Consider the following 24,737-nt stretch of genomic DNA (forward strand, 5'->3'; position numbering starts at 1 on the left):
CAAGCGAGCGGGTTGATTGCCCCGCTCGCTCCTTGGTCCTGCTGTCCCCTCGTAGTGCTCCTTTGGTTTGCAGACAGCCCTTGGCGCCCTAGCAGACTGTGTGAAAACGCTCTGAACTGAACCCACGCTAGCTGAGCGTGCGGATCAGGTGCAGTGCTACTAGATGACTAGGGTAGAACCAGTAGCCCCAGCGCTTGACCGGCCAGATCCTGAAATGGCGCGTTCGGCGCAGTAGCCATAGCCCAATTAAGGGCGCAGCGAACGCTGTGGCCAGGATCAGCAACGTATAGGGCTGCAACTCCCACTCGGCGAGCCAGCGGTTGCGACTGTTGGCCAGTACGCAAAGTGAGGCAGGCAATAGCCACACAAGCCCAGGGCGCTGAATGGCCAGCAGCAACGCTGCCGGCAGCAGTGCGCCGAAAACGCCGTACATCAGGCTCTCTTGCATCAACACCGCGACAGTCACGCCGGCCAAAGCCAGGATCAAACCGTCGCGACCACGGTGATGTGCTCCCCAGGTGATAAGCAGGCCCAACAGCAGCGAAGGCATAACGTTGAGCGTGCTGCTGTCGTTAGAAAGCAGGCGATAGGGCAACTCCGAGATCACTGCAAACGCAGTCATCCAGCCCATGTAGCGAACGTTGTTATCGGAATACAGCTCACCTGTTTGCGAGCGCGCGACATTGGCGGCGATCCCCAGGCAGAACATTGGAAAGGCTAAGCGCCCAACGATGAACAACCATCCGTTGTCAGGCCAGATGTAGCGCAGGTGATCCAGCAGCATGGTCAGCATCGCCAGCCACTTGATCAGATCTAGGTTGGTGTCGCGCTTCTGCAGGCTCACCCAAACCACCCAAGCGTCATGGCAGCTAGTGCCAGATAGCGAGTGGTCTTAGCCAGCAGCACGATCAACAGAAAGCTCCAGAATGGTTCGCGCATAACACCGGCTACCACGGTAAGCGGATCACCAATGATCGGCACCCAGCTAAGCAGCAGTGACCAGCGACCGAAGCGGTGATAAGCCTGCTGGGCCTTTTTCAGTTTGCCTTCGCTGACGGGAAACCAGCGCTTGTGCCGGTAATGCTCGATGGAACGGCCCAGCAGCCAGTTCAGTGCCGAACCCAGCACATTGCCCGTGGTGGCCACTGCCAGCAGTGCCCAGGCCGCGTAGCGGTCGGTCAGCAGCAACCCGACCAGCACCGCCTCCGACTGCATGGGCAGCAGCGTGGCGGCACCGAAGGCGGCGAAGAACAGGCCGAAATAACCGGATAACTCCCACATCGGCTAGGCGTTCAGGCCGATCCAGCCGTGGAAGCCAACGTAAATCCCCACCCCAATGATCAGCAGGCTGGACAGGTAAGGGGCGCGACGCGCGACAGCACCGAGCCAGGGCCAGCGATTGGAGGCTTGCCGAGCGCCAATAGCGGCGGCGGCACCAACGGTGACCAGGGTGATGGCCAGACCAATGCTGAAACACAGCACCAGGACGGCACCCAGGGCGACTTCTTTCACTTGTAGGCAGAGCAACAGCACGGTGATCGCGGCCGGGCAGGGAATCAGCCCGCCTGTTAGGCCGAACAGGACGATCTGGCCGGTGGTGACATTGCGGTTGCTGAAGCGCTTGCGGATGTCGTTGGCATGCGCCCGCTCGTGGGCATCCTGATAGCCGTCCAGCGACAGCTCCAGCTCTTCCAGCTCGGAGTGCTCATGACCGTGGTCGTGCTCGCGGAACTCCAGGTCATAGTCGTGGGAATGTCCGGCATGGCCCAGACTCAGGCGCGCGGTGAATTCGTGGGGCTCGGGAATCACGTCGACTGACTCTAGGTAATCACCGCGGTCAACGAAGCAAAACTGCTGGGCCAGTCCATCGGGGCGAGTCGTCAGCAGGCTCACTTCGGCAGCCGGCCAGACATGGCCACTCAAGGTCTTCAGCCGCCAGCGCGGTGGAGTACTTTCCTCGAAGATCGATAGCTCGATACGCCCATGTCCGGTGTCGATGCGCTGCGTTTCATCGTGGTGGTGCTCGTGTTGATGCTCATCACCTTCCTCGAAGCGCCACATCTGCTCGCCACGCCAGGTGCGCCAGAGCATCCACAGGGCGATAGTGATAATGATGGCGGCGGACGCGAGCTGGAAATACGGCTCGGTAGTTTCGGCATCCAAATTCTGCCCTAGGTACATGCCGCCCATGGCCACCAGCCAGACTACAGCGGTGTGCGAAAGCGTTGCGGCAAGGCCTAGCAGAATGGCCTGCTTCACCGTGCCACGAATGGCCACGATAAACGCCGCCATCATGGTTTTCGAATGCCCAGGCTCAAGGCCATGCAAGGCACCCAGTAATATGGCACTAGGGAAGTACAGCCAGGCCTGCGAGGCCCCCTGTTGCAGCAGTTCGGCGAAACTCGACATGGGAGGGGCCTAGAGGTACTTGGTGATTTGCTTGAAGTCTTCGAGTGATGCGCGCTCGCCTATCGCAAGTGCTTCGACCGTATGTTCCAGGCAGTGGTCGATATGGTCTTGGATAAGCACACGCTTGGCCTGGCAGACGGCTTTTTCCACGGCATGCAGCTGCTGGGCGATGTCGACGCAGGCCCGGCTTTCTTCGATCATGGTGACGATGCTGCGCAGGTGGCCCTCCGCTCTTTTCAACCTTTTGATGATGTCGCCATGACTTTGGTGCTGGTGGCCGTGTTCGTGATCGCTCATGCCTTGAGTCTCGTGCGTCGATGAATTACGCTCGCATGCTATCCCCCAGGGGGGGATATGGTCAAACCGACCAACCCTCCAGAAAAGCCACCCGCTTAGGCATCGAAAGAACCACAACATGCTCAGCAATCCCATCAGCACCAAGGTGATTTTTGCGCTTGCTCTCGCCATCTTGATGGCCTGGGCCGGGCATACCTCTGCGCTGTTTATGGGGTCGAGCCAGCCTGCCTTGGGTGGCAATGACGGTGCTCATTCGCATGCGCATGGTGACGAGACGCTGGCCTGTGCGGCGTACGGGGATCACTGCCACTCGCCGCTGACCGCCGACCATCTGCATGAAACACCACACCTGACCGCACGGCTGAGCACCAGCACGCTGCCAGAACGTGCGCAGCCGATACCAGCCCCTCATTACTCCATTCCTCCAAGCCCGATCTTCCTGATCGAGCGGCCACCGCGCGCCACATTCGTGATCTGACACAGGCCGCTGTGCGGCCCAAGACCACTGCAATTTAGGACTCAACTATGCATTCGCTATCTATGGGCGCAATGGACGCAGCTGCTGTGCGTCCGAATCGTTCGCTACTACTGTTGCTGTTGTTCACGGCATTGCTGTTTCTCGGCATGCCTGACGCACTGGCCCACGCTGTTGCCGAGGGCGACAAGGGCTTTATCCAGGAAAGCTCCGGGGTGATGTTACTGCCGTTCATCTACATGGGCGCTAAGCACATGATGACCGGGTACGACCACCTGCTGTTCCTCTTCGGGGTGATCTTCTTTCTCTACCGCCTGAAGGACGTGGGGCTCTACGTCACCCTGTTCGCCGTGGGTCATTCGGTCACCCTGCTGCTGGGTGTGCTGACTGAAATCAGCATCAGCTCTTACGTGATCGACGCCATCATCGGCTTCTCGGTGGTGTACAAGGCGCTCGATAATCTCGGGGCATTCCAGCGCTGGTTCGGTTATCAGCCCAATACCAAGGCAGCTACGCTGATTTTTGGCTTACTGCACGGCTTTGGTCTGGCCACCAAGATTCAGGAATACGAGATCTCGGCAGATGGCCTGATCGCCAACCTGATTGCCTTCAACGTCGGCGTCGAAATCGGCCAGCTCCTGGCCTTGAGCGCCATCCTGATTGTCATGGGCTACTGGCGGCGCACCGCCAGCTTCTGGCGTCATGCCTACACCGCCAACGTCGCCATGATGAGCGCCGGTTTCCTCTTGATGGGTTACCAGCTCACCGGCCTGATCGTCTCTCAGTAAGGAATTCTCAGCATGTTCAATACCCAGCTTCCGACCCAAAGCGAATTGCCTACCAGCCACCAACTGCTGCGCTCCACTGTGATCGCCGTGGGTGTTGCCGCAGCCTTACTGGTCACCGTGGTGATGCCTTCGGAGTACGCCATCGACCCAACGGGCGTTGGTCGCGTACTCGGCCTGACCCAGATGGGCGAAATGAAGATAACCCTGGCCGAAGAAGCGGCAGCGGATGCAGCGGTTCAGCCAGCTGCGGCTCCAGTCGCTCAAGCTCCCGCGCCTGTTCAGCCGGTAGTGCAAGAGCCTGTTGCAGCAGCACCTGTGGCCGAACCCGTAGCTGAGCCTGAGCCAGCCCTGAAGTCAGATGAAGTGACCGTCACGCTGAAGCCGGGCGAGGCCAGTGAAATCAAACTGGAGATGCTGGACAAGGCCACGGTCAGCTACGAGTGGACGACCAATGGTGTTCCGGTCAACCACGACACCCATGGCGAACCCTACAACGGCCCAAAGGGCTACTACCACAGCTATAGCAAGGGTAAGCAGATCAAGGGCGACAAGGGTGAATTCACCGCCATCTTCGACGGTACACACGGCTGGTTCTGGCGCAACCGCAGCAACCGCGACGTGACCATCACGCTGAAGACCAAGGGCGATTACCTGAGCGTTAAACGCGTGATTTAAGACAGATAAGCCCCTTCGTCATATGGCGGAGGGGCTCACCTGAACATTCAGAGCTATAGCTCCTGTGGTTAGTAACTCTTTCGTTTACCCCGTCGACGCATCAACCAATAGAAACATACTGCACGCCGCGGTCGCTGTGATGGATGAGGCCACCTTGATCGACCGGGCGGCGGGCATACAAGGCCTGCTCCAGCGCATCGAGAACGAAGTCGGTACGGGCCGAACTGGAGACCCGCCAGCCAACGATCCGTCGGGCGAACACGTCGATGACGAAGGCCACATAGACGAAGCCCTGCCAGGTACTGACGTAGGTGAAGTCCGATACCCAGAGCGCGTTTGGCCGCTCGGCGCGGAACTGGCGATTGACCTTGTCCAGCGGGCACGGAGTCGCCTTGTCGCTGACGGTGGTCTTGACCGGTTTGCCGCGTACGACGCCTTTGAGCCCCAGCCGACGCATCAGTCGCTCCACCGTACAGCGCGCCGCTACCACGCCTTCACGCCTGAGTTGGCGCCAGACCTTGCGCGCACCGTAGACGTGGAAGTTTTCGTCCCAGACCCGCTGGATATGCGTGCTCAACACATCGTCACGTCGTGCTCGTCGAGAGCGCCGCTCGGGGTACGGGGACGAGGTCGTAGAGTGTGCCTTCGAATGCAAAGGAGGATTTTTCAGTAGCCTGGTTTACACCTACGTCTTGGGGACGATCGAGATCGATGGCGACGAAATTCGCATCAGTCCCAGTGGCGTTACCTCCAAAACTGGATCGGAAGCCACGCCTTGGCTAACCCGCAAAGGGGACAAGGTCGAGTTGACGATGGACGGCCCGCACGTATTTAAAGGCCGTCCGCTTGAGCGCAAAGGGAACAAGCATTACGTGTGATGGCGATAGCCCGGTGCCCAGGCGTTCGCCGTGCACCGGGCTCGTGCCACTTGACCCTCCAAGGGGACTGGTCGGTAGGGAGATCGCCGGGATCGTTGACGACAATGCCCCCATGCGCGGGCAACTGATCGTAAGGCAGCGATTCCGCTATTTCACACCTTCAACCTTCAACACCGTGCTCATCCATTTCGGTAGTTTGCAGGTCATCAATGTGGCTAGGTCTTCCGGTCTGAGCCTTTTCTTGATCGCTGTAATGCATTCCGGAGTTGAGCCGCCTTTACCGAGATAAAACAGTGCACTGATAGCCACCCCTACCTCGGTCCCGGCATGCTGCATGACCATTGGTGCCGCATGTACCAGCCGGATCTCAGCTTTCCCTATAAATACTGATCGGCTGGCCCCACTGGTGTAATAGATCGGAATGAGCGGCATCTGGGTACTGAGGCCAAATTTCCTGACTGCATTGGCCCCATGGATCTGCAGAGACAAACGCTTCTGCCTGGTAATCAGGCTAAGCAATGTCCACGGATTGGGGCGAGCCCTGGCAATGTAACGTCCGGGTTTCGGGCGCATATAAATCCCGCGATACACCCGTTCGAGCTCGCCGCGGTTGACCAGTCGAGCTATTGCTTTGGATACGGCGTTTTTCGTTCCAAACCCTGTGAAACGGCTGATGCTGAACGGCTGCCCTTTAGGTAGGCGCTTGACCCGTTGCGCAACCTGGACAGATACCGACTGGGCTTTATCAGTGCTGAGCATCGTGGCGTTCCCGCCTATAGCGTGAAGTCTAGCGACGAACTGAAAAGCGGCTGATGGAACGCAATTACCCTTCGCCGATATTCATCATCTTGAGGGCCGTTTACCAGGCATTCTTCGAGGCGCCCCAGCGAGAAAACTTGGTCAGCGGACGGGTAGTGCCTGAGCAGGCTTTTCGCATAGCTGCGAATGTCATCAGGTAGTTCGGTGTTACGAGAGAGGTCGCGGAGAAAAGCTTCGGTCTTGACAACACTCCGGGTTCTTTCATGTGGAAGGGTCAAAGTGGCTACCTCCTTATTCAGTTATTCCAACCTACGAGACCAGAACGGGCAAGTCGCGCGCTTACCCCTCATTTGCCCGCGATTCGACGTGGTGCGGCTGATGGATTTTCAATCCTACAATCAGCTCTTTCCCCAGTAGTTGTCTTTGCTGACCAGACCAAAATCTTCGGAAGCCAATGGCTGATCATCACCGAACATACCATTGACCATGCGCTCCCGACGCAACCCACTCAGCACCCTGAAAAAGCAGGGCTCACAGAGATGCACCCGGTAGTGCTCCCCATCATGCTGGGAGCCATATCCCCATTGGGCTTCAAGCTTGCCGTATTGGGGACCATAGCCGGGAATACGCGTGCCAGAGCGGCACACGTCGCAGATCACACCCTCAACGACATCGACCAATGCCTGCGACTTAATCTCCATGCACACCTCACGATTACGTTCCACACGACGCCGGCCGGTTATGGATTCATGAACACCAACATCATTGGATCAGCCTCGACTGGCTGAGCATCAAAAACAAGCCAGTAGCTGCTGCCGATAATGCTGGGAAAAGCTGACCTGGTAAGCGGGCTCAATTGCATAGCCACCCAGCGAAATGATGTTCGTAGGCTGCGATCCAATACCCGGTTCTGCACTACCTAACCCCGCACCGTCGAAACCTGCGACATGACCCAAAGTGCCCATCGGCTCAGACCTGGAGCCTGGAGTAAAACCAGGCATCTGCACATCGCTCAAAACTGCCAGGTCATCAGGCAAGTCATCCGCAATTCGCTCCGCAAAGCCCTGAAGCGTCGGTTCCGCCAACATGAATAGCCATGCCTGGTCGTCGGACTCACCTGTGCGCCGCAGCACTCGCCCCAGCACTTGCCGGTAATGCAGTTCGGTGCGGATACGGCTGAGATAGCAGCACACTTGCAGGCGGGGAATGTCGGTGCCTTCGCTGATCATTCCGACGGCCACAATCCAGCGGCAGGCGCTGCACCGGAATGCATTGATCACCTGCTGCGCATCCGGGGTTTTGTTGGTCACGATGCGGCACTCTTCACCCATTGCTTCTAGAGCCAGTGCCACTTGCTGGGCGTGTTCGATGTCTGTGGCCACCACCAAACCAGCGGCATCAGGTTTGATCTGACGTAACTCGTTCAGCTTGCTGCAGCCAAGATCGAGGATTGGATTGATCACCTCGTCATGACGCAGAAGTTCCTCATAGGTGACAGGTGACTCCCCTAAAAGCTTGGCGATGCTGGGAAATAGCCTCACGGAGCTATCCGCGCCAAGCTCTTCCGTAAGTTTCACCTTCTGATTGTCGAGCAACACAATGCGAGGTGATCGGCACACGTCGTCGGCAATGGCATCTTTTAAGCCATAACGGTAATCACAGATCAAATGCCCCTCGGGCGAAGAGTAGCGAGCCAATGCGATGGCCTTGTCGTCCGAACGCCAGGGCGTGCCAGACAGAGCCAACGTGAAGGCAGCCCGATCCTGTATCCGATGCAGTATCTGCTGCCCCCAGGCATTGCTGAGCAGCGGATCGTGGCCGGCGCAATGGTGGATCTCATCGAAGACCACGAACACCCGGTAGTCATCAAGAAGCTGCCAGAATCCCTCATCACGGTATTCCATAGCCTGATAGGTATAAGCCGCGCCCACGGCACCTATCTGGCCGTCGAGACGCCTGCCTAGAACAGCAGCAAAGGTCGAACGAAAACCCTCCACGACCTGGCAGGACGGCGCAAAGCACAGCACCAAATCGATTCTGTCCTGTTCAAGCAGTCGGCTGGCCAGCTCTGCAGCCATGCGCGTCTTTCCGGCTCCCGGCGTTGCCTGGCAGAAGAAGTGCGACGTGACGGTAAAGTGCTCCAACGCCCTGGTGATGCAGCTGTTCTGCCAGTTCCGTAGCGAGCTGCTCATCGTGGTGCAGCGAGTGTTTTGAGAGTTTTTTCGATGGCGCGCAGATGCCCCAAGAGGCGAGAGCTGCGATCCCTGGCCTCCAGGTAATCGCCTTCAACCTTGTCCCGCAAATGCGGCATCTCGTCCAGAAGCAGTTTGAATCGCTCTGCCTCGCCCATTGAAGTGAGAAAGTCCAAGCGGATTTCCTTGTGGAGCGCCTCCAACTGCAAATCCGTATTGGCTGACGACTTAAGCGGCAAAGCTTCCACGTCGCGTTCTGCCGTGTCTGGTTCGGGCACACCGGCAGCCATAAGGCTGTTCTCAAAACTGTTGTCGATCAGTTCCAGTTGCAGATGTACCGGAATCGGCTGCAGGTGGTAGACCTGCCCTCGAACACGACGATCCTCGTCCGGCAGAACCCAGCCCGCGCGCACTAGTCGACGAATCTGCTCATACACATAACGGCGCACATCGGCGATACGGAAATGTGTGCCGCTCAAGCGAGCGGCATAAGCATCGCGCAGTTCACGGGTCGTAAACGTTGTACGCCCTGGCTCCTGAAGCAGCTCATACAGACGCCTGTCGAAGATAAACGAGGCCGATTTCATTGAGACACCAGAAGAGTTAGCGCGAAAATGCGGATTATAATCCGTGGCCCGTGCGTCCGCAAACGCACGATAGTGCCGCCTCAAGTTGAATTGAGACGGTCATGGATAAGTTGGCGAAAGCGTTAGGGGAACGCATCCGAATGCAGAGGAAGACCTGCCGGATTTCCCAGGACGCATTGGCGCTGGCGTGCAGTCTCGACCGCAGTTATGTAGGTCGCATCGAGCGTGGCGAGGTCAACATCACCGTTGAGAAGCTCTACCGTATCGCAGGCGAACTCGCCTGTGACCCTTCAAGCCTTCTGCCACAGCCGTCTGAAATCTAACCCGAGCACGTATACGTTCAGACAGCCGCACCGCTATTACCTTGCCCCAGCCCGCCTGCTGCCGTCAGCATCTTCAGAATCACCAACGCAAACGCCCGGCTCTTGGTCTCGTTATCCAGCACGGTGTCGAGCACACGCTTGGGGAACAGGCCATGCATCACTTGCTCGACCTAGTGGTTGCTGACCGGAGCCATGACATCTTCCTGGCGGCTGATGCGATTGGCGATGCCGGTGAAGAACTGCAGCTGATCCTCATCGCTCACTTCGGTACCGAAGATATCGTTCAGCGCCTCGATGATTTCCGATAGCCGCTTCTTCTCCGGGTCATGGGCCTTGCCGCTGCTCAGCGCGCTGGCCGGGTTGAGGCCATATTCGCCGCCCTCTTCGTGCATGCGCAGCTGATGTTCGGCGCGCTTGGTCAGGCGGTAGTGGGTTAGTTGCAGTTCGCCCACGTCCACGTCTTCCTGATCGAGGTGATCCACGCGCAGCAGGGGGTACAGGTGTTTTGCATACACGCACACCGCCGTCGAGGCTGCCGAGGTTGAACGGAAGGAAGAAGGTCTCCTTGCCGGCCAGCTTGATGGTCATTGCTACTTCATCCTGGCTCACGGCAAAGTGCACCAGCGCGCCACGTTTGAAGGTCAGTAGCGGCTCCGACTTGCGCGTCAGCGGGTCTTTAACCGGGCGGTCGTAGCGGTACTGGCGCTTGGCGTTTTCTACGCTTTGCTTGAACTAGCTTTTCAGCGCCAGTGTGGCGGCGGTGATGCCGTTGACGAACAGCACCAGATCGAGGCGCGGGTTGTAACTCCCCCTCACGGTAATACGGCGAGTAAGACACCTCCTGCACAACGCGCAGGCGGTTGCACTGGTAGCGCTTGAGGGGGGCGAGTTCATACTGTGGTCGGGCTTGAAACTGCACGCCTCGATCTTCACCCTCGGCAGCTTGAAGCCATGGCGCAGTACATCCAGGGTACCGTCCTGCTTCAGCTCGCGCACCAGTTTCTGCACCAGCATGGCGTCCGGGTTGTTGGGGTTGGCCTTGGTGCTACTGGAGTAGGTAAGACCTAGCTGGCCTGTGCTATTGAAAACAAGGCTTGTCGGCTGGGCTATACGACAACCTATCGAACAGCTACTCAAAACGCCACCGCTTCACAGGTGACCGAATAGCGCTGTGGCATGCAGTAGGCGGTCGAGCTGAGCCTTAACTTGCAAGAGTGTAACTAGGGTCGCTAGGTATCTGGGGACTGATCAGGAGAATAGCAAGAATAGCATCTCAAGGAAACTTGGCTTTTATCAATGCCGTTATTGCCGCGAGCTTCTCATCAGAGGACCTGTCGTCAGTTGCATCGACAATGCTTTGGATCGTTTGGAGGGTCGTGGACGCATTTGGTTCTGCTTTTAGGAAGTCTTGTATTTCAGCATCTTGTGTGAGGTGAATATAAGTAGAGAGTGTGCTCTTGGATGCATGGTATGAGTCCTTGCGAGCGATGGCCATCGCTACATCTAGAATATTGGCTTTCGATATTTTTGAAAGCGTACTGATGTTCTTGGCGACTAATATGGTGAAGTACCGGTGGCGGAAATTATGATAGGAGATACCTTTGAGGAGTTCTGCGTGTCTTGAAGCCTTGATGACTACGTTGTAATAGGAGTTAAAGGTGCTTCGTGCCAGAGGATATCCAGTATTTTCGCTAACGAATATCCTGTCATGAAGCTCGCTGTGAGGATGGTTGGAGCGAGTGAGCAGAACGAATTTGTAGATTTCTTGAAGCTCGGTCCTCGGTATTAGTACCTGGCGTAAGCAACCCTTGTATTTGCCTTTTAAAACGGGGATGTTTATTACAGGGCCGTTATTTTTATAGGCATTAATAATGGAGCTTGCTGGGATATTAATAGTTTCTTCTATTCGGCTGCCTGTGTGTTCAAGTAGTGTGGCAAGGACGTACCATCTATCAATTAGATACTGGTTGGGTGTGTAGTCATGAATTGCTTCATGCCATGCGTTCAGTTCATTATTGCGGATGAAGCTTGTCGGCTCGGTCGGAGTATCCCTTAACTCGTCTATGCAGGGGTGGGTTAAAAAACGCAGTGGCGTCCGTCTGTTAAGTCTGTAGAAATTCTCTGTAGCATTAATTTGAAAGTCATGTGCGCTAGGGTCAGTGGTAAGTAGATTGTGGAATTTATTTTCTTTTTGCGTGTGCTCTAACAGAGCTAATATGCGTCGTACAATTTTCTTGATCGTGGTCGAGTTTGCCGTTCTAGAATGTTTTTTGTGCTTGACGAAGTCGTATAGGGTTTCGTCAGTGACATCAAGAATGGTTAACTTGTTGCGTTCTATGTATTCCTGGAAGACGTTTAGAGTATCAGCATGGCTGAACACTGTTTTAATTGCTGGCCGGACCCCATAGCTGTTGGCACCACCGCCGATACTCGTAAGGTAGCTATTGAGCTCCCAGCAAAAATTTCCACGGGAGTCAAAAAGTATTGGAAGAGGCGGAGGTGTGGTGTGGCCGTGATTAAAAAGGAAGTCAAGACGCGGAGCTTTTGCTACATGTATCATGGTTTCACCAAGGTGAGATGAGCTCTATCAAGTGCCAGGGTGTGGCTTTTCAAGACTTGCTGATATCTGAGGTCCTGGCGAGTGTGTTCGTCCACTCTAGCAACCAGTTGCATATACGCCCTGTAGACTTCACCTAATGTATTTGTGAGGTAGTCGACTTGATTTTTTAGAGTGGAGATTTCTTCTTGCTGTGAGCGCTGGGTTATTCGCTTTTGAGGTGGAAGGGTTTGTGTGGCGGGTGTGAGGTTGTTGTATGTTTCTAAGGCGGCTGCTAGTTGATCTGAGTATTCAGTGTTGTAGGGTTCTCGCGATGTATTATAAGAGCACGAAATAACTCCAAGGTCGGCGTCTGACCAATTAAGGGCGGACTTGAAAGGTATGCCTCTTTTGCTCTTAAGTGCGTCCAGGGAAGGAAGTCTTTGACGGTCTTCGATTGCTTTTCTAATCAGCAATATTTTGGTGATCAGGCTTTGTGTTTTGGCTTGCTTCTCCTGAAGCTTGGCTGCTGAAGTTTCACCCTTTGAATAACGGCTCATATTATTTACTCGCGTACACAAAGATTTTTTTGTTGTTGATTATTTGGAGTCTTATTTCGCGATGGTTTGCCAGTTCCTGAAGGTGTTCAGATAATAAGGCGTGGTCGCCAAGTTTGATTTCAAGCTCACACTCGGCAAAATTTTCCTGCAGATCTTCGTCGACTAATACGTTTTTGCCTACATGCCCCTCCAAGTAGTCTATTAAGAATTCTAAGGTTTCTCGCTCCCAGCCGGGCTGGTTCGCGATGTTGGCGTAGTAAAGCGTCACGCTAGGTTCAATATGCCCCATCATCCAGCGCAATGGTTCAATTTCTGTACCGCCGCTTAGGTAGAAGAAAAAGGCGGCGAAGAAACGCCTGAACTGATGAGGTCGTGCATACCATCTGGTTTCGCCTATCTTAGGTACTTGAATCCAATCGGAGTATTGATCCAGTTTTTTTAGTAGAGTCATTTCACTGCGATCTTTTCCTTTGAATGAGCCGGAGGGCCAGATGGAGGTCATGCCTGGGTGGCGATCCTCCATAAACGCTATGTACTCGTTAATGAAGTCCCAAATGACTTTAGGTATTGGGCGCTTTATAATCTCAAGCTCATGGCTGTTACTGGCTTTCGGGATTTTAAGCTTCAGATCCCACAGGCCATCCAGTTTCGAAACTGTAAGGCAGTCAGCGTCGAGCAAGGCGGTACTCAATACTCGGCAAGCTGAAAAAGTATGAATAAGGATGCGTGTTGTGATAGCGTAAAAATCAATTAGTTCGTCAGTGGAGATGTGATCGCGCATAATCGAGTTGCAATAAATGCCACCTCTGTTGCTGCCGCATTTACCATATGTTTTAATGTTTAGGTGTTGTAGTGTCTTGGGGATTGGTACAGCCTCAAAGGTTTGCTTCTTGAAAATGTGCACATTTGATCTGATTGTGCTTGCGGCATATTTCTCTATAATTTCTCTGTTGTAATAGTTGTCCAGTTGCTTTATATAGGCTCGGATATGTGGCGCATAATTGCGATGAAAAACAATCGCATTGCTGATGTGGTGGAATGCAATATTTGTAGGCATCAGTGGGGTTTGGTTTTTCTCGACAAATCTGCCGGTCATACTGTTAAGTACATCCGAGATGTCGTGCACTCCAACCTTAAAGGGGTGAAATTGATATTCTTTAGTGGAGTGTAGGTAGGTTAAGTTAGTGCATTTGTTTTGGATTGTGGAGATACTGAGTGTGTCCTCTTCATTCTCTTCATTTGCTGAATGCGTACAGGTGAATTCCCGACAGATGTCAGACCTGTTGTTTTTAAGTTTTTGGATTAAAATCTTTTGTGTTATGGGTGGTATGTGCATTCCTGAAATGTAGGATGCAATGTTTTCGCGGCCTCTTGGAGTAGGCCCTAACTGCGTGTCGAGATTGAGGACATTTATGCCCATGAACGTGAGGTCGTGAGCTTCTAGGAAGGTCTTTATGTCTTCCAGGGTGATATCGGCTAGGGTGACGATTTTAGGGGGCTGATTTAAGCGGTGTTTGGCTTCATACACATGGTCGGCAATTTCAAAGGCCGTTCTAACAAAGTCGACTAATGCGCGCGGTCGTTTTGACTTTGAGCTTTCGATGAGGGCTATCGCTGATGATTGTAAATCTCTGACAAATAAATTCCATATCAGATCTGATGTGGATGACCCATCAAATAGCTGGTAGTCAAAGCTAAGCTTTACATAGCGACTGCTGTTCGGATCTTCCGAAGCTGTAACCTTGGTGCCGGTGCGAGGAAGATACCACTTCATATTTGAGGAGTTGGGGTGGATCCAACTAGGAAGGATCGCTTGGGAAGTTGCTGTAGATGGAGAGCTATTCTTGATCTTTTCATTATTCATTTGCGTGTACCTCAAGAAGCTCAAAGTTCATTGGTTTCGGAGTAGCGTCCGCCAGTAGCTTGATCATCTTTCGACTGCCTTCGTCTTGGATTTTTGTGATGATTTTCTTGCAAGTCGAGATGAGCTCTTGTTCTGTCCCATATGTCGCGTAAGAGACTATCAACTCAATTGCTTCTGGTGAGCAAAGGAAACAGAATACTTGACCTGGGTTGTGGGTTGTCGTGTGGCGGCTGTTGGTTCTTAAAAATTTCACAGCCTCGATCAACTGCATCTTGGCACACTCGTAATTATTATTCTTAATGCGGGGGGAGGGGGCTGAGATATCTTCCGCTATTAGTAATTGAATTTTTTGATGGTCACGTATTCTCTTTCGGTAAACAAATTCTTGAATTGAAGGTGGGATGTAGTTTCTCAGGGCTGTTAACAGGGAATTTCCTAGGTAAATGGTCGTTTCCAAGGTGTCTCCACCACTCTCAATCCATTTCAGCAGTCCCCGTGAAACCCTAATTTTAGGCATGGTTGGTTCAGCTTCAGCTACCCATGAGGGCAGCGAATCAATGATTGCTTTGAAAGTGTTTTTACGTTTCGTGTCTAAGATACGGTAGAGGTGTTCATCCCCTTGGCGAGTGGGGCTAGAACCATCCATGACGAAAAGATAGTTGGAGTTCAAGGCTTTGGAGTGCTGGGCTCTCATTTGCAATAGCATCCATAGCGCAGTATGGGCGTCTATACTTTCTGCATCGATTTTAATCTCGTCCGTAGCTTTTGGTGCGTGGCGCTCAATTAATTTGTTAGCCCTAGGTTTAAGGGTGGTGATAGTGATGCCGCCATCCTCTCGGATGGTGACAAATTGACCATCTTTTGTTTTCTTGACTTGGGCATTTGCTAAGTCGAAAACATTTATTCCGAGTTCGTCAATAATGATGCACATGGCCGCCACAGCAAATTCTTCGGTAATTCCCAGGTAGGATTTTACTTTCGTGGTAGACCAGGAATAAATGTGGTGCGCGCCAGGGAAAGATTTGCGTGTAAATAGACCGTCTTGTTCTGTGGCTAAGTAAGCAACAGAGTTACCGAAGCCATTTGGGTGTGATGGAGAGAAAAAACTTATATGCTGGCCAGAGCCAAATCCTCTCAGGTTAGGATCTAGGTTATCCTTCGTGAGTCGGATGGCAGCCACATCGCTTCTGTGAATCATGTCTGGAGCTTTCAAAAACCTGGCATAACCCTCTGCCACAATGCGTTTGCATTTGGAGAGAATGACAGCCCTATGTTTTTTGATTTGTTGAGCAATCTCGTTTAGAGCGTCTTCCATTGAAGTCGCTTGAACGGCATGTTCCAAGGTCAGATAGCCAAGAATGTTGCATTCTTTTTCTGAGAATACGTCTGTCGAATTCGGGACTGGTAGGATCAGCGCATTGCTAGGCAGCTTTTTGGCTTTTTGAAGCCTGTTCAAGTAATAACGAACGACGGTGTAGTCAGAGATGACGGTGACTTCTTTGACTGGCTTGCCTGTAATTTTGGATATTGCACTGCGTCGATGAGAGAGAAATTGACGGCAGGCATTGGTGATTGCCACAGGCTTCCGATACCACTCTGGATTAAGCTCGTGAGCGATCATGAAAAAAACGCGGATGAGGGGGGCCCTGCGCTTGGGAGGATGCTTCTCTACCCAGGTTAGGATGTCCTCAGGGCAGCAGGTCCTGATACTATCGACAAAATTTTCCCGCATCCTGCTCATCGCTTTCCTACCTGAAATTGGTTCAGATAGACAGTGTAGACAGGGATAGTGCTTCCGTAAGGGTGAAAGGTATGAACAGTATGGCTTTGCAGCGCGTTGGTTTCTCAGGCACCAGCCTATGTGAACCCCTGCCCGTACTGCTTCCCTTGCAGGCCCGACTGATGAGCCAGGCGCTGCGCAAGATCACCGGCAACATCAAGAACGCCAACTGCCTGGTGATCTTCATCAACCAGATCCGTATGAAGATCGGCGTGATGTTCGGCAGCCCGGAAACCACCACCGGTGGTAACGCGCTGAAGTTCTACTCCTCGGTCCGTCTGGACATCCGCCGCACGGGTGCGGTGAAGGAAGGCGAAGAAGTAGTGGGCAGCGAAACCCGCGTGAAGATCGTCAAGAACAAGGTCGCACCGCCGTTCCGTCAGGCCGAGTTCCAGATCCTGTATGGCAAGGGCATCTACCGTAACGGCGAGATCATCGATCTGGGCGTGCAGCAGGGCCTGGTCGAGAAATCGGGCGCCTGGTACAGCTATCAGGGCAACAAGATCGGTCAGGGCAAGGCCAATGCCGCCAAGTACCTGGAAGAAAATCAGGCCGTGGCCCGCGAGATCGAAGGTCAGATTCGCCAGAAGTTGCTGGTCAGCAGCGCTCCGGCGAAAGCCTCCGCCGACGATCTGGCTGACGCAGAAGTCGACTTCTAAGCCCTCAACGCATGACCGTCGTACTGGATAACCCGCTCGCCGTCAGGCGAGCGGCCATGGATCTGCTGGCGCGACGTGAGCATGGCCGCGTCGAGCTGACGCGCAAGTTGCGCAAGCGCGGCGCTCCCGAAGAGATGATCGAGACTGCCCTGCAGCGCTTGTCGGAAGAAGGGCTGCTGTCGGAAGCCCGCTATCTGGAGAGCTTCGTCGCCTATCGGGCGCGTGCCGGTTATGGTCCGCAGCGTATCCGCGAAGAGCTCGGCCAGCGTGGGCTGGCGCGCAGCGATATCGATCAGGCGCTGCGCGAAAGTGGCATCGACTGGTTCGAGCAACTGCGTGCAACCTGGCAGCGCAAGTTCTCCGGTCGGCTTCCCGGCGATGCTCGCGAACGTGCCCAGCAGGGCCGATTTCTAGCTTACCGTGGTTATTCGCTGGATATGATCGGGCGTTTGCTGCGCGGTTGTGATGAGTAGTTCGTCACTCCGCGTCTTCAGGTTGAACGCTCAGCTTGTGTAGATGCTCCGGTACGTCGGGAGCGCCGGCCAGGCGCAAACCTTCGCCCAAAGCAGTGGCGTCCTGGTGCTCCTTGGGCAGCATGAGGAATTCCGGTGTGCCGACTTTCTTCAGCAACGACAGTCGCGCGTAGGGGATGGCATTGTCCAGTAGCAGCCCCATGAAGCTTGGATCGCTCCAGGCGGCCTCGGGCATGGCCAGTACGTGATAACGACTCTGCAGGTCATTCAGGCCTGTTTCGTTCAATCGATAACGCACCAGATTGGCTGGCAGTTGCACGTCCAGCCCGCGTCGGCGTGCGTAGGCGATCGCTCCGGCGAACGACTCGCCTTGCGTTTCACCTGACCAGAAGGTGCGTGAGCCTCGCCAGTTGGCCTGGCGCAGTTCGATCGGCTCTCCAGCGAGGAAGCGCGGCAACGCCAGGCTGATGGTTCTGACGAAATCCTTGTAGCTGATGATGCGCACCTGCTTGCAGTGTTCGCTCGCAGCATAGTCTTCGAAGCATGCATAGCCTGGTGCGGGAGTGGCGCAGGCGAAACCATCGATCATGCGCAGGTCATAGGCTGGCAGGTGCTGAGTTTGCGCCTCCACCACCTGAGTCAGGGCTGCGTGGGCCTGGGCCTTGTCTTCCTGTACCGGGCCGGAGAGCGCACCGCGCGGCAGATTGAGCAGAAGCTGCAATTGCGGGCCCTGGTGCCAGCAGATGCTTTCGACCATCGCGGGTAGCGGTTTGAACGGCAAGCGCAGGGCACTAGCTCTGGCAAAAATCTGCCGTGAGCCACGGCCGAGCAAGCCCATGCGTTGAGCAAGAGCGGCCAGGCGGCTGCTGAGGGTTGAAGATTCGGACAGGCTCATGGCCGGCAGATCGCTCCTGAAGCGTCTACTGCAGTGTGGCAGACGCGGACGACTGTTGCCCATAAAGCGTAGCGCGGCGTAAGAGCGCCAGCTGCTGTGCAGGTCTGTGGCAAAATAGCCGCATTCATTTGCGAGGGTGCCTCCATGCCCAGCTTGGTGCTGGATATTGCGTTATCGGCCGAACGATTGCAGGCCATCTACCGTGGCCATGCCAACCGCATTATGGCGCAAAGCCGTGACGGGCGCCGGGTCAGTTTGCCGGCCCACCATCTGCGGCCGTATCTGACTCATACCGGCATTCATGGTTCCTTCGTGCTGGAGTTCAACGATACCGGTGAGTTGCTGAGCTTACGCCCTTTGGACTGATCTGGCGCGCTTGCCTCGCGCAGGCGATGCCTGCGCAGCTATAATCGCCGGCCTGCCAACCCTCTACCTGTCGAGCTGAGCCTGCCCATGTACTCCCTGGCCCGCGAGCTGTTGTTCAAACTGTCCCCGGAAACCTCTCACGAGCTGTCCATCGATCTGATCGGTGCCGGTGGCCGGCTGGGGCTCAATGGCCTGCTGACCAAGGCGCCGGCCAGTCTGCCGGTGAACGTGATGGGCTTGCAGTTCGCCAATCCGGTCGGTCTGGCGGCGGGGTTGGACAAGAACGGCGATGCCATTGATGGCTTCGCTCAGCTCGGCTTCGGCTTCGTCGAGATCGGCACCGTGACGCCGCGTCCGCAGCCGGGTAACCCCAAACCGCGGCTGTTCCGTCTGCCGGAGGCCGAGGCGGTGATCAATCGCATGGGGTTCAACAACCACGGCGTCGATCATCTGCTCGCTCGGGTCCGGGCAGCCAAGTTCAAGGGGGTGCTGGGTATCAACATCGGCAAGAATTTCGACACCCCGGTCGAACGCGCGGTGGACGATTACCTGGCCTGTCTGGACAAGGTCTACGCCCACGCCAGCTATGTCACCGTCAACGTCAGCTCGCCGAATACTCCGGGGCTGCGCAGCCTGCAGTTCGGTGACTCGCTCAAGGAGCTGCTCGAGGCGCTGCGTCGTCGCCAGGAGGATCTGGCACAGGAGCACGGCAAGCGCGTACCACTGGCGATCAAGATTGCCCCGGACATGAGCGACGAAGAAACCGCGCTGGTGGCATCGGCCCTGCTGGGCGCCGACATGGATGCGGTGATCGCCACCAACACCACGCTCAGCCGTGAAGGCGTCGAAGGGCTGGCTCATGGCGACGAGGCCGGCGGCCTGTCGGGCGCGCCGGTGCGTGACAAGAGCACGCACATCGTCAAGGTGCTGGCTGGCGAGTTGTCCGGCCGTTTACCGATCATCGCGGTAGGCGGTATCACCGAGGGCAGGCACGCAGCGGAGAAGATCGCTGCGGGGGCGAGCCTGGTACAGATCTATTCGGGATTCATCTACAAGGGGCCGGCGCTGATCCGCGAGGCCGTGGATGCGATTGCTGCGCTGCGTAAATAAATAGGGCTCCCGAAGGAGCCCTTGGGCTTGCGCCCGCCGCCCGGAGGGGGTCGGCATGGTGAAGTCGGGAGTGATCCTGTATTAGCCGACAGCGTGAAGTTCGTTGAGTCGATGAATACCGGCTGTGCCGGTCAGCCCATCCCAGTTGTCGCCACGGCCCTCACGCCAGCCATTGAGCCAGGCCTGACGAACCGAAGGTAGGGTAAAGGGGCAGAGTTCGCGGGATTTACCATTGATGCCGTATTGATAGCCGCGCAAAAAAGCTCTTTCTAACGGATCACGCTTAAGTCTTCTCATAGGGTGTTGCCCTCACTGTTGACTGTTATGTCCCGTTGGCCTTGTGGCAAGGCCAGGCAGAAATTTTTCTGCCTACGAAAGTCCGCTGCCGGCGTGGCGAACTTTCTGCGCCTTCGCCATTGCAGCGAAAGCCTTAGGTAGTGTTCTAACGAATGCACCGGGGGCTGTGAATGATCGATTTGTCATAAGGGCGTAACCTAAGTGAGGGTGTGGCCATAAGGACGCTTGAGATAGGTCAGGCGTCGCTCGGCCAGGCGGCGCCATAGCTGGCTGTGCGCACCGATGCCCTCAATTTGCTAGTGCAAATGAGAGTGCTTACTTATTCCGACGAAGGGTCGCACTGTGACCTTTTGTCACTTATTTTGAGTCGAGGTGCGCCGAAGCACCTCCCTGATTGCCATAGGCAGCGGAACATCCATGTCTGATCGTTACGAAATCGTGCTGACTTGCCCCAAGGGGCTCGAAGGCCTGTTGTTGGAAGAAGCCAAAGCGCTCGGGCTGGAGGAGGCTCGCGAGCAGACCGCTGCAGTCCGCGGTCATGCCGAGATCGAAGTCGCCTACCGCTTGTGCCTCTGGTCGCGACTGGCCAACCGTGTGTTGCTGGTGCTGTCGCGCTTTGCCATGAACAACGCCGACGAGTTGTACGAAGGCGTCAAGGCAGTGGACTGGCGCGACCATCTTGAGCCCGCCGGCAGCCTGGCAGTGGAGTTCAGCGGCAATGGCTCGGGCATCGACAACACCCACTTCGGTGCACTCAAGGTCAAGGATGCGATCGTCGACCGGCTGCGCACGGCCGGGGGCGAGCGTCCCAGCGTCGACAAGCTCAACCCTGATTTGCGCGTACATCTGCGCCTGGATCGTGGTGAGGCGGTGCTTTCTCTGGATCTGTCCGGGCATAGCCTGCACCAGCGCGGTTATCGCCTGCAGCAGGGTGCCGCGCCGCTGAAGGAGAACCTGGCCGCTGCGGTGCTGATCCGCGCCGGCTGGCCGCGCATTGCAGCCGAAGGTGGCGCACTGGCCGACCCGATGTGCGGCGTGGGCACCTTCTTGGTGGAGGCCGCATTGATGGCCGCCGACATCGCGCCCAACCTCAAACGCGAACGCTGGGGCTTCTCCAACTGGCTCGGCCACGTGCCGGCCATCTGGAAGAAATTGCATGCCGAGGCCGAGCAGCGCGCGGCGGCGGGCTTGGCCAAGCCGCCACTGTGGATTCGCGGTTATGAAGCAGACCCGCGCCTGATCCAGCCTGGGCGCAACAACGTCGAGCGCGCAGGCCTCTCCGACTGGGTGAAGATCTATCAGGGCGAACTGGGCAGTTTCGAGCCTCGTCCGGACCAGAATCAGAAAGGCCTGGTGATCAGCAACCCGCCCTATGGTGAGCGTCTGGGCGATGAAGCCAGCCTGCTGTACCTCTATCAGAACCTCGGCGAGCGCCTGCGTCAGGCCTGCCTGGGCTGGGAGGCGGCGGTATTCACCGGGGCGCCGGAACTGGGCAAGCGCATGGGCCTGCGCAGCCACAAGCAGTATGCCTTCTGGAACGGTGCATTGGCCTGCAAGCTGCTTTTGATCAAGGTGCAGACCGAACAGTTCGTCACCGGTGAGCGGCGCACAGCGGAGCAACGCGAGCGTGAACGTGAGCAGAATGAGTTGCAGGCCGAGGCGCCCAAACTCAATCGCAACGGCAATCCGATCAAGCCGGCACCTGCGCCGGTCGAGCAGGCACGCCTGAGCGAGGGCGGGCAGATGTTCGCCAACCGCCTGCAGAAGAACCTCAAGCAACTGGGCAAGTGGGCGCGCCGCGAAGGCGTCGAATGCTACCGGCTGTACGATGCCGACATGCCGGAATATGCCCTGGCGGTCGACCTCTATGCTGACTGGGTGCATGTGCAGGAATACGCTGCGCCGCGCTCGGTCGATCCGGACAAGGCGCAGGCGCGCCTGCTCGATGCCCTGGCGGCGATCCCGCAGGCGCTGGGTGTGGCGCAGAACCGGGTGGCAATCAAACGTCGCGAGCGCCAGGCCGGCACCAAGCAGTATCAGCGCCAGGCTGCCCAGGGACAGTTCATGGAGGTGAGCGAAGGCGGCGTCAAGCTGCTGGTCAACCTCACCGACTATCTGGACACCGGGCTGTTCCTCGATCACCGTCCGTTGCGCCTGCGCATTCAGCGCGAGGCGGCCGGCAAGCGTTTCCTCAATCTGTTCTGCTACACCGCCACGGCCACCGTACATGCGGCCAAGGGCGGGGCGCGCAGCACGACCAGCGTCGATCTGTCGAAAACCTACCTGGACTGGGCGCGGCGTAATCTGTCGCTCAACGGTTTTTCCGACAAGCACCGCCTGGAGCAGGGCGATGTGATGGCCTGGTTGGGCGAGGATCGCGGCGAGTACGATCTGATCTTCATCGACCCGCCGACTTTCTCCAACTCCAAGCGCATGGAAGGCGTGTTCGATGTGCAGCGCGACCACGTCGAGTTACTCGACCTGGCCATGGCGCGTCTGGCCCGTGGCGGCGTGCTGTACTTCTCCAATAACTTCCGCAAGTTCCAGCTCGACGAGAGTCTGGTGGCGCGTTATCAGGTCGAGGAGATCAGCGCGCAGACCCTGGATCCGGACTTCGCCCGTAACCCGAAGATCCACCGCGCCTGGCGTTTCACCGCACGCTGACTGCGTAGCCCGGATGCAATCCGGGGCTCAGGTTCAAAAGAGCCCCGGATTGCATCCGGGCTACAAAAGCGTCAGCGCTTGGGCTGTTTGTAGGTTTCCAGCAACACCTGATCGAGAATCGAGGTGGCGCCCCAGGGTTTCGGGTCATTGAGGATGGCGACCACGGCCCAGTCCTGGCCATTGCTGTCGCGACTGTAGCCGGCGATGGCGCGCACGTTGTTCAGCGTACCGGTCTTGATATGCGCCTCGCCCACCAGCGGTGTGCGTTGCAGACGCCTGCGCATGGTGCCGTCCATCGCCACCAGCGGCATCGAGCTGCGGAACTCGGCGGCGTACGGGCTGCGCCAGGCAGCCTGGAGAATCAGAGCCATCTCCCGTGCGCTGATGCGCTCGGCGCGCGACAGGCCGGAGCCATTCTCCATCACTAGATGCGGTGCGGTGATGCCCTTGCGTGCCAGCCAGCTGCGAATCACCCGCTGCGCGGCCATGGAGTCATCCTGGTCGGCTTCGGTGCGGAACTGCGCCCCGATGCTGAGAAACAGCTGCCGGGCCATGGTGTTGTTACTGTACTTGTTGATGTCGCGGACGATCTCCACCACATCGGGCGAGAAGGCGCGAACCAGCATGCGGGCGTCTTCCGGAACGGAGCCCTGGCGGTCCTTGCCGAGAATCTTGCCGCCCAGCTCCTGCCAGATGCCGCGTACCGCACCCGCTGCGTAGCTGGGGTGATCGAGCAGCGACAGGTAGGTCTGCGCGCTGCAGCCTTCGGCGAGCTGGCCGCTGACGATCAGGGTGGTGCCGTCGAACTCTTCCACTGCGTTGTAACGAATGTCCGGCCAGGATGGGCACTTGGCTGCCTTGAGCAGGCGGACCTGATTGTCGATACGCACCGAGGCGATGGGCGGGTCCATGGCGATGCTCACCTTGCCGTCTTCGGCACGGGTGATGAAACGTTGCGCCTTGAGGTTGACCAGCAGCGAGTCGGGTTTGACCAGGAAGGGTTTGTTGGCGTCGCCACCGTCGTCGTTGAAGGCGGGCAACTGCGGTGCGACGAAGAAACCGCGATCCAGCACCAGATCGCCCTGGACCTGGCGCACGCCGTTGATGCGCAGGTCACGCAGCAGCAGCCAGAGTTTTTCCATGTTCAGTTTTGGGTCGCCGCCACCTTTGAGGTAGAGGTTGCCATGCAGTACGCCCTCCTTCAGTGGGCCGTCAGCATAGAACTCGGTCTTCCACTGATGATTTGGGCCCAGCAGTTCAAGTGCCGCATAGGTGGTCACCAGCTTCATGGTCGATGCCGGGTTGACCGAGACATCGGCGTTGAATTGCAGGCCGCCGGTCTGTCCGCCGAGCGGCACGGTCATCACCGACAGCGAGTTGTTGGAAATCTTGTTGGCCTTCAGCGCCTGTTCCACCTTGGCAGGCAGTGCGGCGCTGGCGGCATGGCAGGAGAGGGCGAGGGGGAGAATTACGGCGCTCAGCGCCAGTTGGCGAAACCGCTGAATCATCGACAGGAACCTTCCGCAATCAGGCGGGAGCAACGAGGGAGACAGACAAACGACCGTCCGGCTCGGGGAAAAGTTGCCGGCATTATGCCGCAAGAGCCGATCTGTAGTTGGCCCCAGCCGTTTAAAACCGTCGCGGCAAACAGCTGGTGTTCAACCTGTGCCCGGGTGTGCCAGGCAACACAAGACGGGCGCTTGGCCGGCGAAAATGCTAGAGTGCCGCGCGTTATCACCTTTGAGGATTGTTTCATGGCGACCAACCGTTCCCGCCGTCTGCGCAAGAAGCTCTGTGTCGATGAATTCCAGGAGCTGGGCTTCGAGCTGACCCTGAACTTCAAGGCCGACCTGAGCGACCAGACTCTCGACGACTTCGTCGATCAGTTCCTCGATCAGGCCATCGCCGGCAATGGTCTGGACTACGTCGGTGGCGAAGACTACGGTCTGGTCTGCCTGGCCAAGCGTGGCTCGGTCAACGAGGAGCAGCGCGCTGCCGTCGAGGCCTGGCTCAAGGGCCGCGACGAGCTGGAGAACTACGAAATCAGTCCGCTGTTGGACGTCTGGTATCCGGAGAACCCGATCAACCAGGCTTGATCGGCGTTCGGCCAATCCAGGTCATGGTCTTGTAGGAGCGGACGGGCGGCGTTC

The 24,737-nt window shown here is 56.6% G+C and carries 27 protein-coding genes and 3 pseudogenes; 10 read left to right on the top strand and 20 right to left on the bottom strand.

All coding sequences use genetic code 11. The features are described from left to right. Window positions 1-127: 127 nt before the first annotated feature. The 4 genes from B2U07_RS20485 to mreA are packed head-to-tail and all read right to left on the bottom strand — an operon-like array spanning window position 128 to window position 2,706. Window positions 128-853 (bottom strand): TraX family protein, encoded by a 726-nt coding sequence (locus B2U07_RS20485; RefSeq protein WP_112211765.1) that lies wholly within the window; start codon window positions 851-853, stop codon window positions 128-130. After that, window positions 841-1,281, bottom strand: a complete 441-nt coding sequence (locus tag B2U07_RS20490) for a YqaA family protein (RefSeq protein ID WP_017675699.1) — start codon at window positions 1,279-1,281, stop codon at window positions 841-843. The genes B2U07_RS20485 and B2U07_RS20490 overlap by 13 nt, the downstream gene beginning before the upstream one ends. A 3-nt stretch (window positions 1,282-1,284) precedes the next feature. Then, the gene (locus tag B2U07_RS20495) at window positions 1,285-2,409 is read right to left on the bottom strand and encodes a nickel/cobalt efflux transporter (RefSeq protein ID WP_017675698.1); all 1,125 of its coding nucleotides are present in this window, start codon (window positions 2,407-2,409) and stop codon (window positions 1,285-1,287) included. 9 nt (window positions 2,410-2,418) lie between these two features. Then, window positions 2,419-2,706: a metal-sensing transcriptional repressor MreA gene (mreA, locus tag B2U07_RS20500; protein WP_017675697.1), complete on the bottom strand. Its 288-nt coding sequence runs from the start codon at window positions 2,704-2,706 to the stop codon at window positions 2,419-2,421. 118 nt (window positions 2,707-2,824) lie between these two features. Between mreA and B2U07_RS20505 the strand changes: the two genes are divergently transcribed. The 3 genes from B2U07_RS20505 to B2U07_RS20515 are packed head-to-tail and all read left to right on the top strand — an operon-like array spanning window position 2,825 to window position 4,644. Next, the gene (locus B2U07_RS20505) at window positions 2,825-3,184 is read left to right on the top strand and encodes a hypothetical protein (RefSeq protein WP_296277668.1); all 360 of its coding nucleotides are present in this window, start codon (window positions 2,825-2,827) and stop codon (window positions 3,182-3,184) included. Between the two features lie 47 nt (window positions 3,185-3,231). Next, window positions 3,232-3,969 (top strand): HupE/UreJ family protein, encoded by a 738-nt coding sequence (locus B2U07_RS20510; RefSeq protein ID WP_026088460.1) that lies wholly within the window; start codon window positions 3,232-3,234, stop codon window positions 3,967-3,969. 12 nt (window positions 3,970-3,981) lie between these two features. Next, the gene (locus B2U07_RS20515; RefSeq protein ID WP_017675694.1) at window positions 3,982-4,644 is read left to right on the top strand and encodes a hypothetical protein; all 663 of its coding nucleotides are present in this window, start codon (window positions 3,982-3,984) and stop codon (window positions 4,642-4,644) included. A 106-nt stretch (window positions 4,645-4,750) separates the two neighbouring features. Here the strand turns inward: B2U07_RS20515 and B2U07_RS20520 are convergent. From B2U07_RS20520 to B2U07_RS20545, 6 genes and pseudogenes are all read right to left on the bottom strand, one after another. Further along, window positions 4,751-5,260 (bottom strand): annotated as a pseudogene (locus B2U07_RS20520) (IS3 family transposase); the annotation flags it as partial. Between the two features lie 409 nt (window positions 5,261-5,669). Then, window positions 5,670-6,281, bottom strand: a complete 612-nt coding sequence (locus tag B2U07_RS20525; protein WP_087920915.1) for a DUF6088 family protein — start codon at window positions 6,279-6,281, stop codon at window positions 5,670-5,672. Between the two features lie 14 nt (window positions 6,282-6,295). Further along, window positions 6,296-6,559: a BPSL0761 family protein gene (locus B2U07_RS20530; RefSeq protein ID WP_082919345.1), complete on the bottom strand. Its 264-nt coding sequence runs from the start codon at window positions 6,557-6,559 to the stop codon at window positions 6,296-6,298. Window positions 6,560-6,679: 120 nt separating this feature from the next. Beyond that, window positions 6,680-6,982, bottom strand: a complete 303-nt coding sequence (locus tag B2U07_RS20535) for a hypothetical protein (protein ID WP_064495864.1) — start codon at window positions 6,980-6,982, stop codon at window positions 6,680-6,682. Window positions 6,983-7,072: 90 nt separating this feature from the next. Next, on the bottom strand, window positions 7,073-8,473 hold the full coding sequence (locus B2U07_RS20540) for a DEAD/DEAH box helicase (protein WP_087920916.1): 1,401 nt from the start codon (window positions 8,471-8,473) through the stop codon (window positions 7,073-7,075). Then, window positions 8,470-9,060 carry a hypothetical protein gene (locus B2U07_RS20545; protein ID WP_087920917.1) on the bottom strand — a complete coding sequence of 197 codons (591 nt, stop codon included), beginning with the start codon at window positions 9,058-9,060 and terminating at the stop codon, window positions 8,470-8,472. Before B2U07_RS20545 ends, B2U07_RS20540 begins: the two co-directional genes overlap by 4 nt. Before the next feature lie 101 nt (window positions 9,061-9,161). On the opposite strand from B2U07_RS20545, the gene B2U07_RS20550 reads away from it, so the two are divergent. Then, window positions 9,162-9,383, top strand: a complete 222-nt coding sequence (locus tag B2U07_RS20550; RefSeq protein WP_057386994.1) for a helix-turn-helix domain-containing protein — start codon at window positions 9,162-9,164, stop codon at window positions 9,381-9,383. A 17-nt stretch (window positions 9,384-9,400) separates the two neighbouring features. Here B2U07_RS20550 and B2U07_RS23195 read toward each other — a convergent pair whose 3' ends face one another. From B2U07_RS23195 to B2U07_RS20585, 7 genes and pseudogenes are all read right to left on the bottom strand, one after another. Then, on the bottom strand, window positions 9,401-9,541 hold the full coding sequence (locus tag B2U07_RS23195; protein WP_228757739.1) for a hypothetical protein: 141 nt from the start codon (window positions 9,539-9,541) through the stop codon (window positions 9,401-9,403). Between the two features lie 12 nt (window positions 9,542-9,553). Continuing rightward, the gene (locus B2U07_RS23200; RefSeq protein ID WP_228757740.1) at window positions 9,554-9,898 is read right to left on the bottom strand and encodes a hypothetical protein; all 345 of its coding nucleotides are present in this window, start codon (window positions 9,896-9,898) and stop codon (window positions 9,554-9,556) included. 4 nt (window positions 9,899-9,902) lie between these two features. After that, window positions 9,903-10,424 (bottom strand): annotated as a pseudogene (locus tag B2U07_RS23205) (type I restriction endonuclease); the annotation flags it as partial. Between the two features lie 232 nt (window positions 10,425-10,656). Continuing rightward, window positions 10,657-11,943, bottom strand: a complete 1,287-nt coding sequence (locus tag B2U07_RS20570; RefSeq protein WP_196477051.1) for a tyrosine-type recombinase/integrase — start codon at window positions 11,941-11,943, stop codon at window positions 10,657-10,659. Then, window positions 11,940-12,479: a hypothetical protein gene (locus tag B2U07_RS20575; RefSeq protein ID WP_153896436.1), complete on the bottom strand. Its 540-nt coding sequence runs from the start codon at window positions 12,477-12,479 to the stop codon at window positions 11,940-11,942. Before B2U07_RS20575 ends, B2U07_RS20570 begins: the two co-directional genes overlap by 4 nt. Before the next feature lies 1 nt (window position 12,480). Continuing rightward, window positions 12,481-14,343, bottom strand: a complete 1,863-nt coding sequence (locus tag B2U07_RS20580) for a hypothetical protein (RefSeq protein WP_296277681.1) — start codon at window positions 14,341-14,343, stop codon at window positions 12,481-12,483. Next, entirely contained in the window at window positions 14,336-15,964 is a 1,629-nt protein-coding gene (locus B2U07_RS20585; protein ID WP_196477048.1) for a hypothetical protein, read from the bottom strand. The genes B2U07_RS20580 and B2U07_RS20585 overlap by 8 nt, the downstream gene beginning before the upstream one ends. 266 nt (window positions 15,965-16,230) lie before the next feature. On the opposite strand from B2U07_RS20585, the pseudogene B2U07_RS20590 reads away from it, so the two are divergent. Both B2U07_RS20590 and recX read left to right on the top strand, forming a co-directional pair. Beyond that, window positions 16,231-16,782, top strand: a pseudogene (locus B2U07_RS20590) (DNA recombination/repair protein RecA); the annotation flags it as partial. Between the two features lie 11 nt (window positions 16,783-16,793). After that, window positions 16,794-17,255 (top strand): recombination regulator RecX, encoded by a 462-nt coding sequence (gene recX / locus B2U07_RS20595; protein ID WP_275547314.1) that lies wholly within the window; start codon window positions 16,794-16,796, stop codon window positions 17,253-17,255. Window positions 17,256-17,259: 4 nt separating this feature from the next. Here the strand turns inward: recX and B2U07_RS20600 are convergent, their stop codons facing one another. Beyond that, on the bottom strand, window positions 17,260-18,150 hold the full coding sequence (locus B2U07_RS20600; protein WP_275547313.1) for a DUF6685 family protein: 891 nt from the start codon (window positions 18,148-18,150) through the stop codon (window positions 17,260-17,262). Between the two features lie 144 nt (window positions 18,151-18,294). Here B2U07_RS20600 and B2U07_RS20605 point away from each other — a divergent pair, with 144 nt between their 5' ends. Both B2U07_RS20605 and B2U07_RS20610 read left to right on the top strand, forming a co-directional pair. Next, window positions 18,295-18,516 (top strand): DUF2835 domain-containing protein, encoded by a 222-nt coding sequence (locus B2U07_RS20605; RefSeq protein ID WP_197857868.1) that lies wholly within the window; start codon window positions 18,295-18,297, stop codon window positions 18,514-18,516. Between the two features lie 87 nt (window positions 18,517-18,603). Then, complete coding sequence (locus B2U07_RS20610) at window positions 18,604-19,626, top strand: quinone-dependent dihydroorotate dehydrogenase (protein WP_275547311.1); 1,023 nt, start codon at window positions 18,604-18,606, stop codon at window positions 19,624-19,626. Window positions 19,627-19,707: 81 nt separating this feature from the next. Here the strand turns inward: B2U07_RS20610 and rmf are convergent, their stop codons facing one another. Next, entirely contained in the window at window positions 19,708-19,923 is a 216-nt protein-coding gene (gene rmf / locus B2U07_RS20615; RefSeq protein ID WP_003244273.1) for a ribosome modulation factor, read from the bottom strand. A 417-nt stretch (window positions 19,924-20,340) separates the two neighbouring features. On the opposite strand from rmf, the gene rlmKL reads away from it, so the two are divergent. Then, entirely contained in the window at window positions 20,341-22,587 is a 2,247-nt protein-coding gene (gene rlmKL, locus B2U07_RS20620; RefSeq protein WP_275547310.1) for a bifunctional 23S rRNA (guanine(2069)-N(7))-methyltransferase RlmK/23S rRNA (guanine(2445)-N(2))-methyltransferase RlmL, read from the top strand. A gap of 71 nt (window positions 22,588-22,658) precedes the next feature. Here the strand turns inward: rlmKL and dacB are convergent, their stop codons facing one another. Beyond that, window positions 22,659-24,095, bottom strand: coding sequence for a D-alanyl-D-alanine carboxypeptidase/D-alanyl-D-alanine endopeptidase (gene dacB / locus B2U07_RS20625; protein ID WP_275547309.1), 1,437 nt, complete (start codon window positions 24,093-24,095; stop codon window positions 22,659-22,661). Between the two features lie 246 nt (window positions 24,096-24,341). On the opposite strand from dacB, the gene B2U07_RS20630 reads away from it, so the two are divergent. Continuing rightward, window positions 24,342-24,683 (top strand): YggL family protein, encoded by a 342-nt coding sequence (locus B2U07_RS20630; RefSeq protein WP_197857872.1) that lies wholly within the window; start codon window positions 24,342-24,344, stop codon window positions 24,681-24,683. Window positions 24,684-24,737: the final 54 nt, after the last annotated feature.

It is taken from the genome of Pseudomonas sp. UBA7530, from assembly GCF_002479365.1.
Taxonomy (GTDB): domain Bacteria; phylum Pseudomonadota; class Gammaproteobacteria; order Pseudomonadales; family Pseudomonadaceae; genus Aquipseudomonas.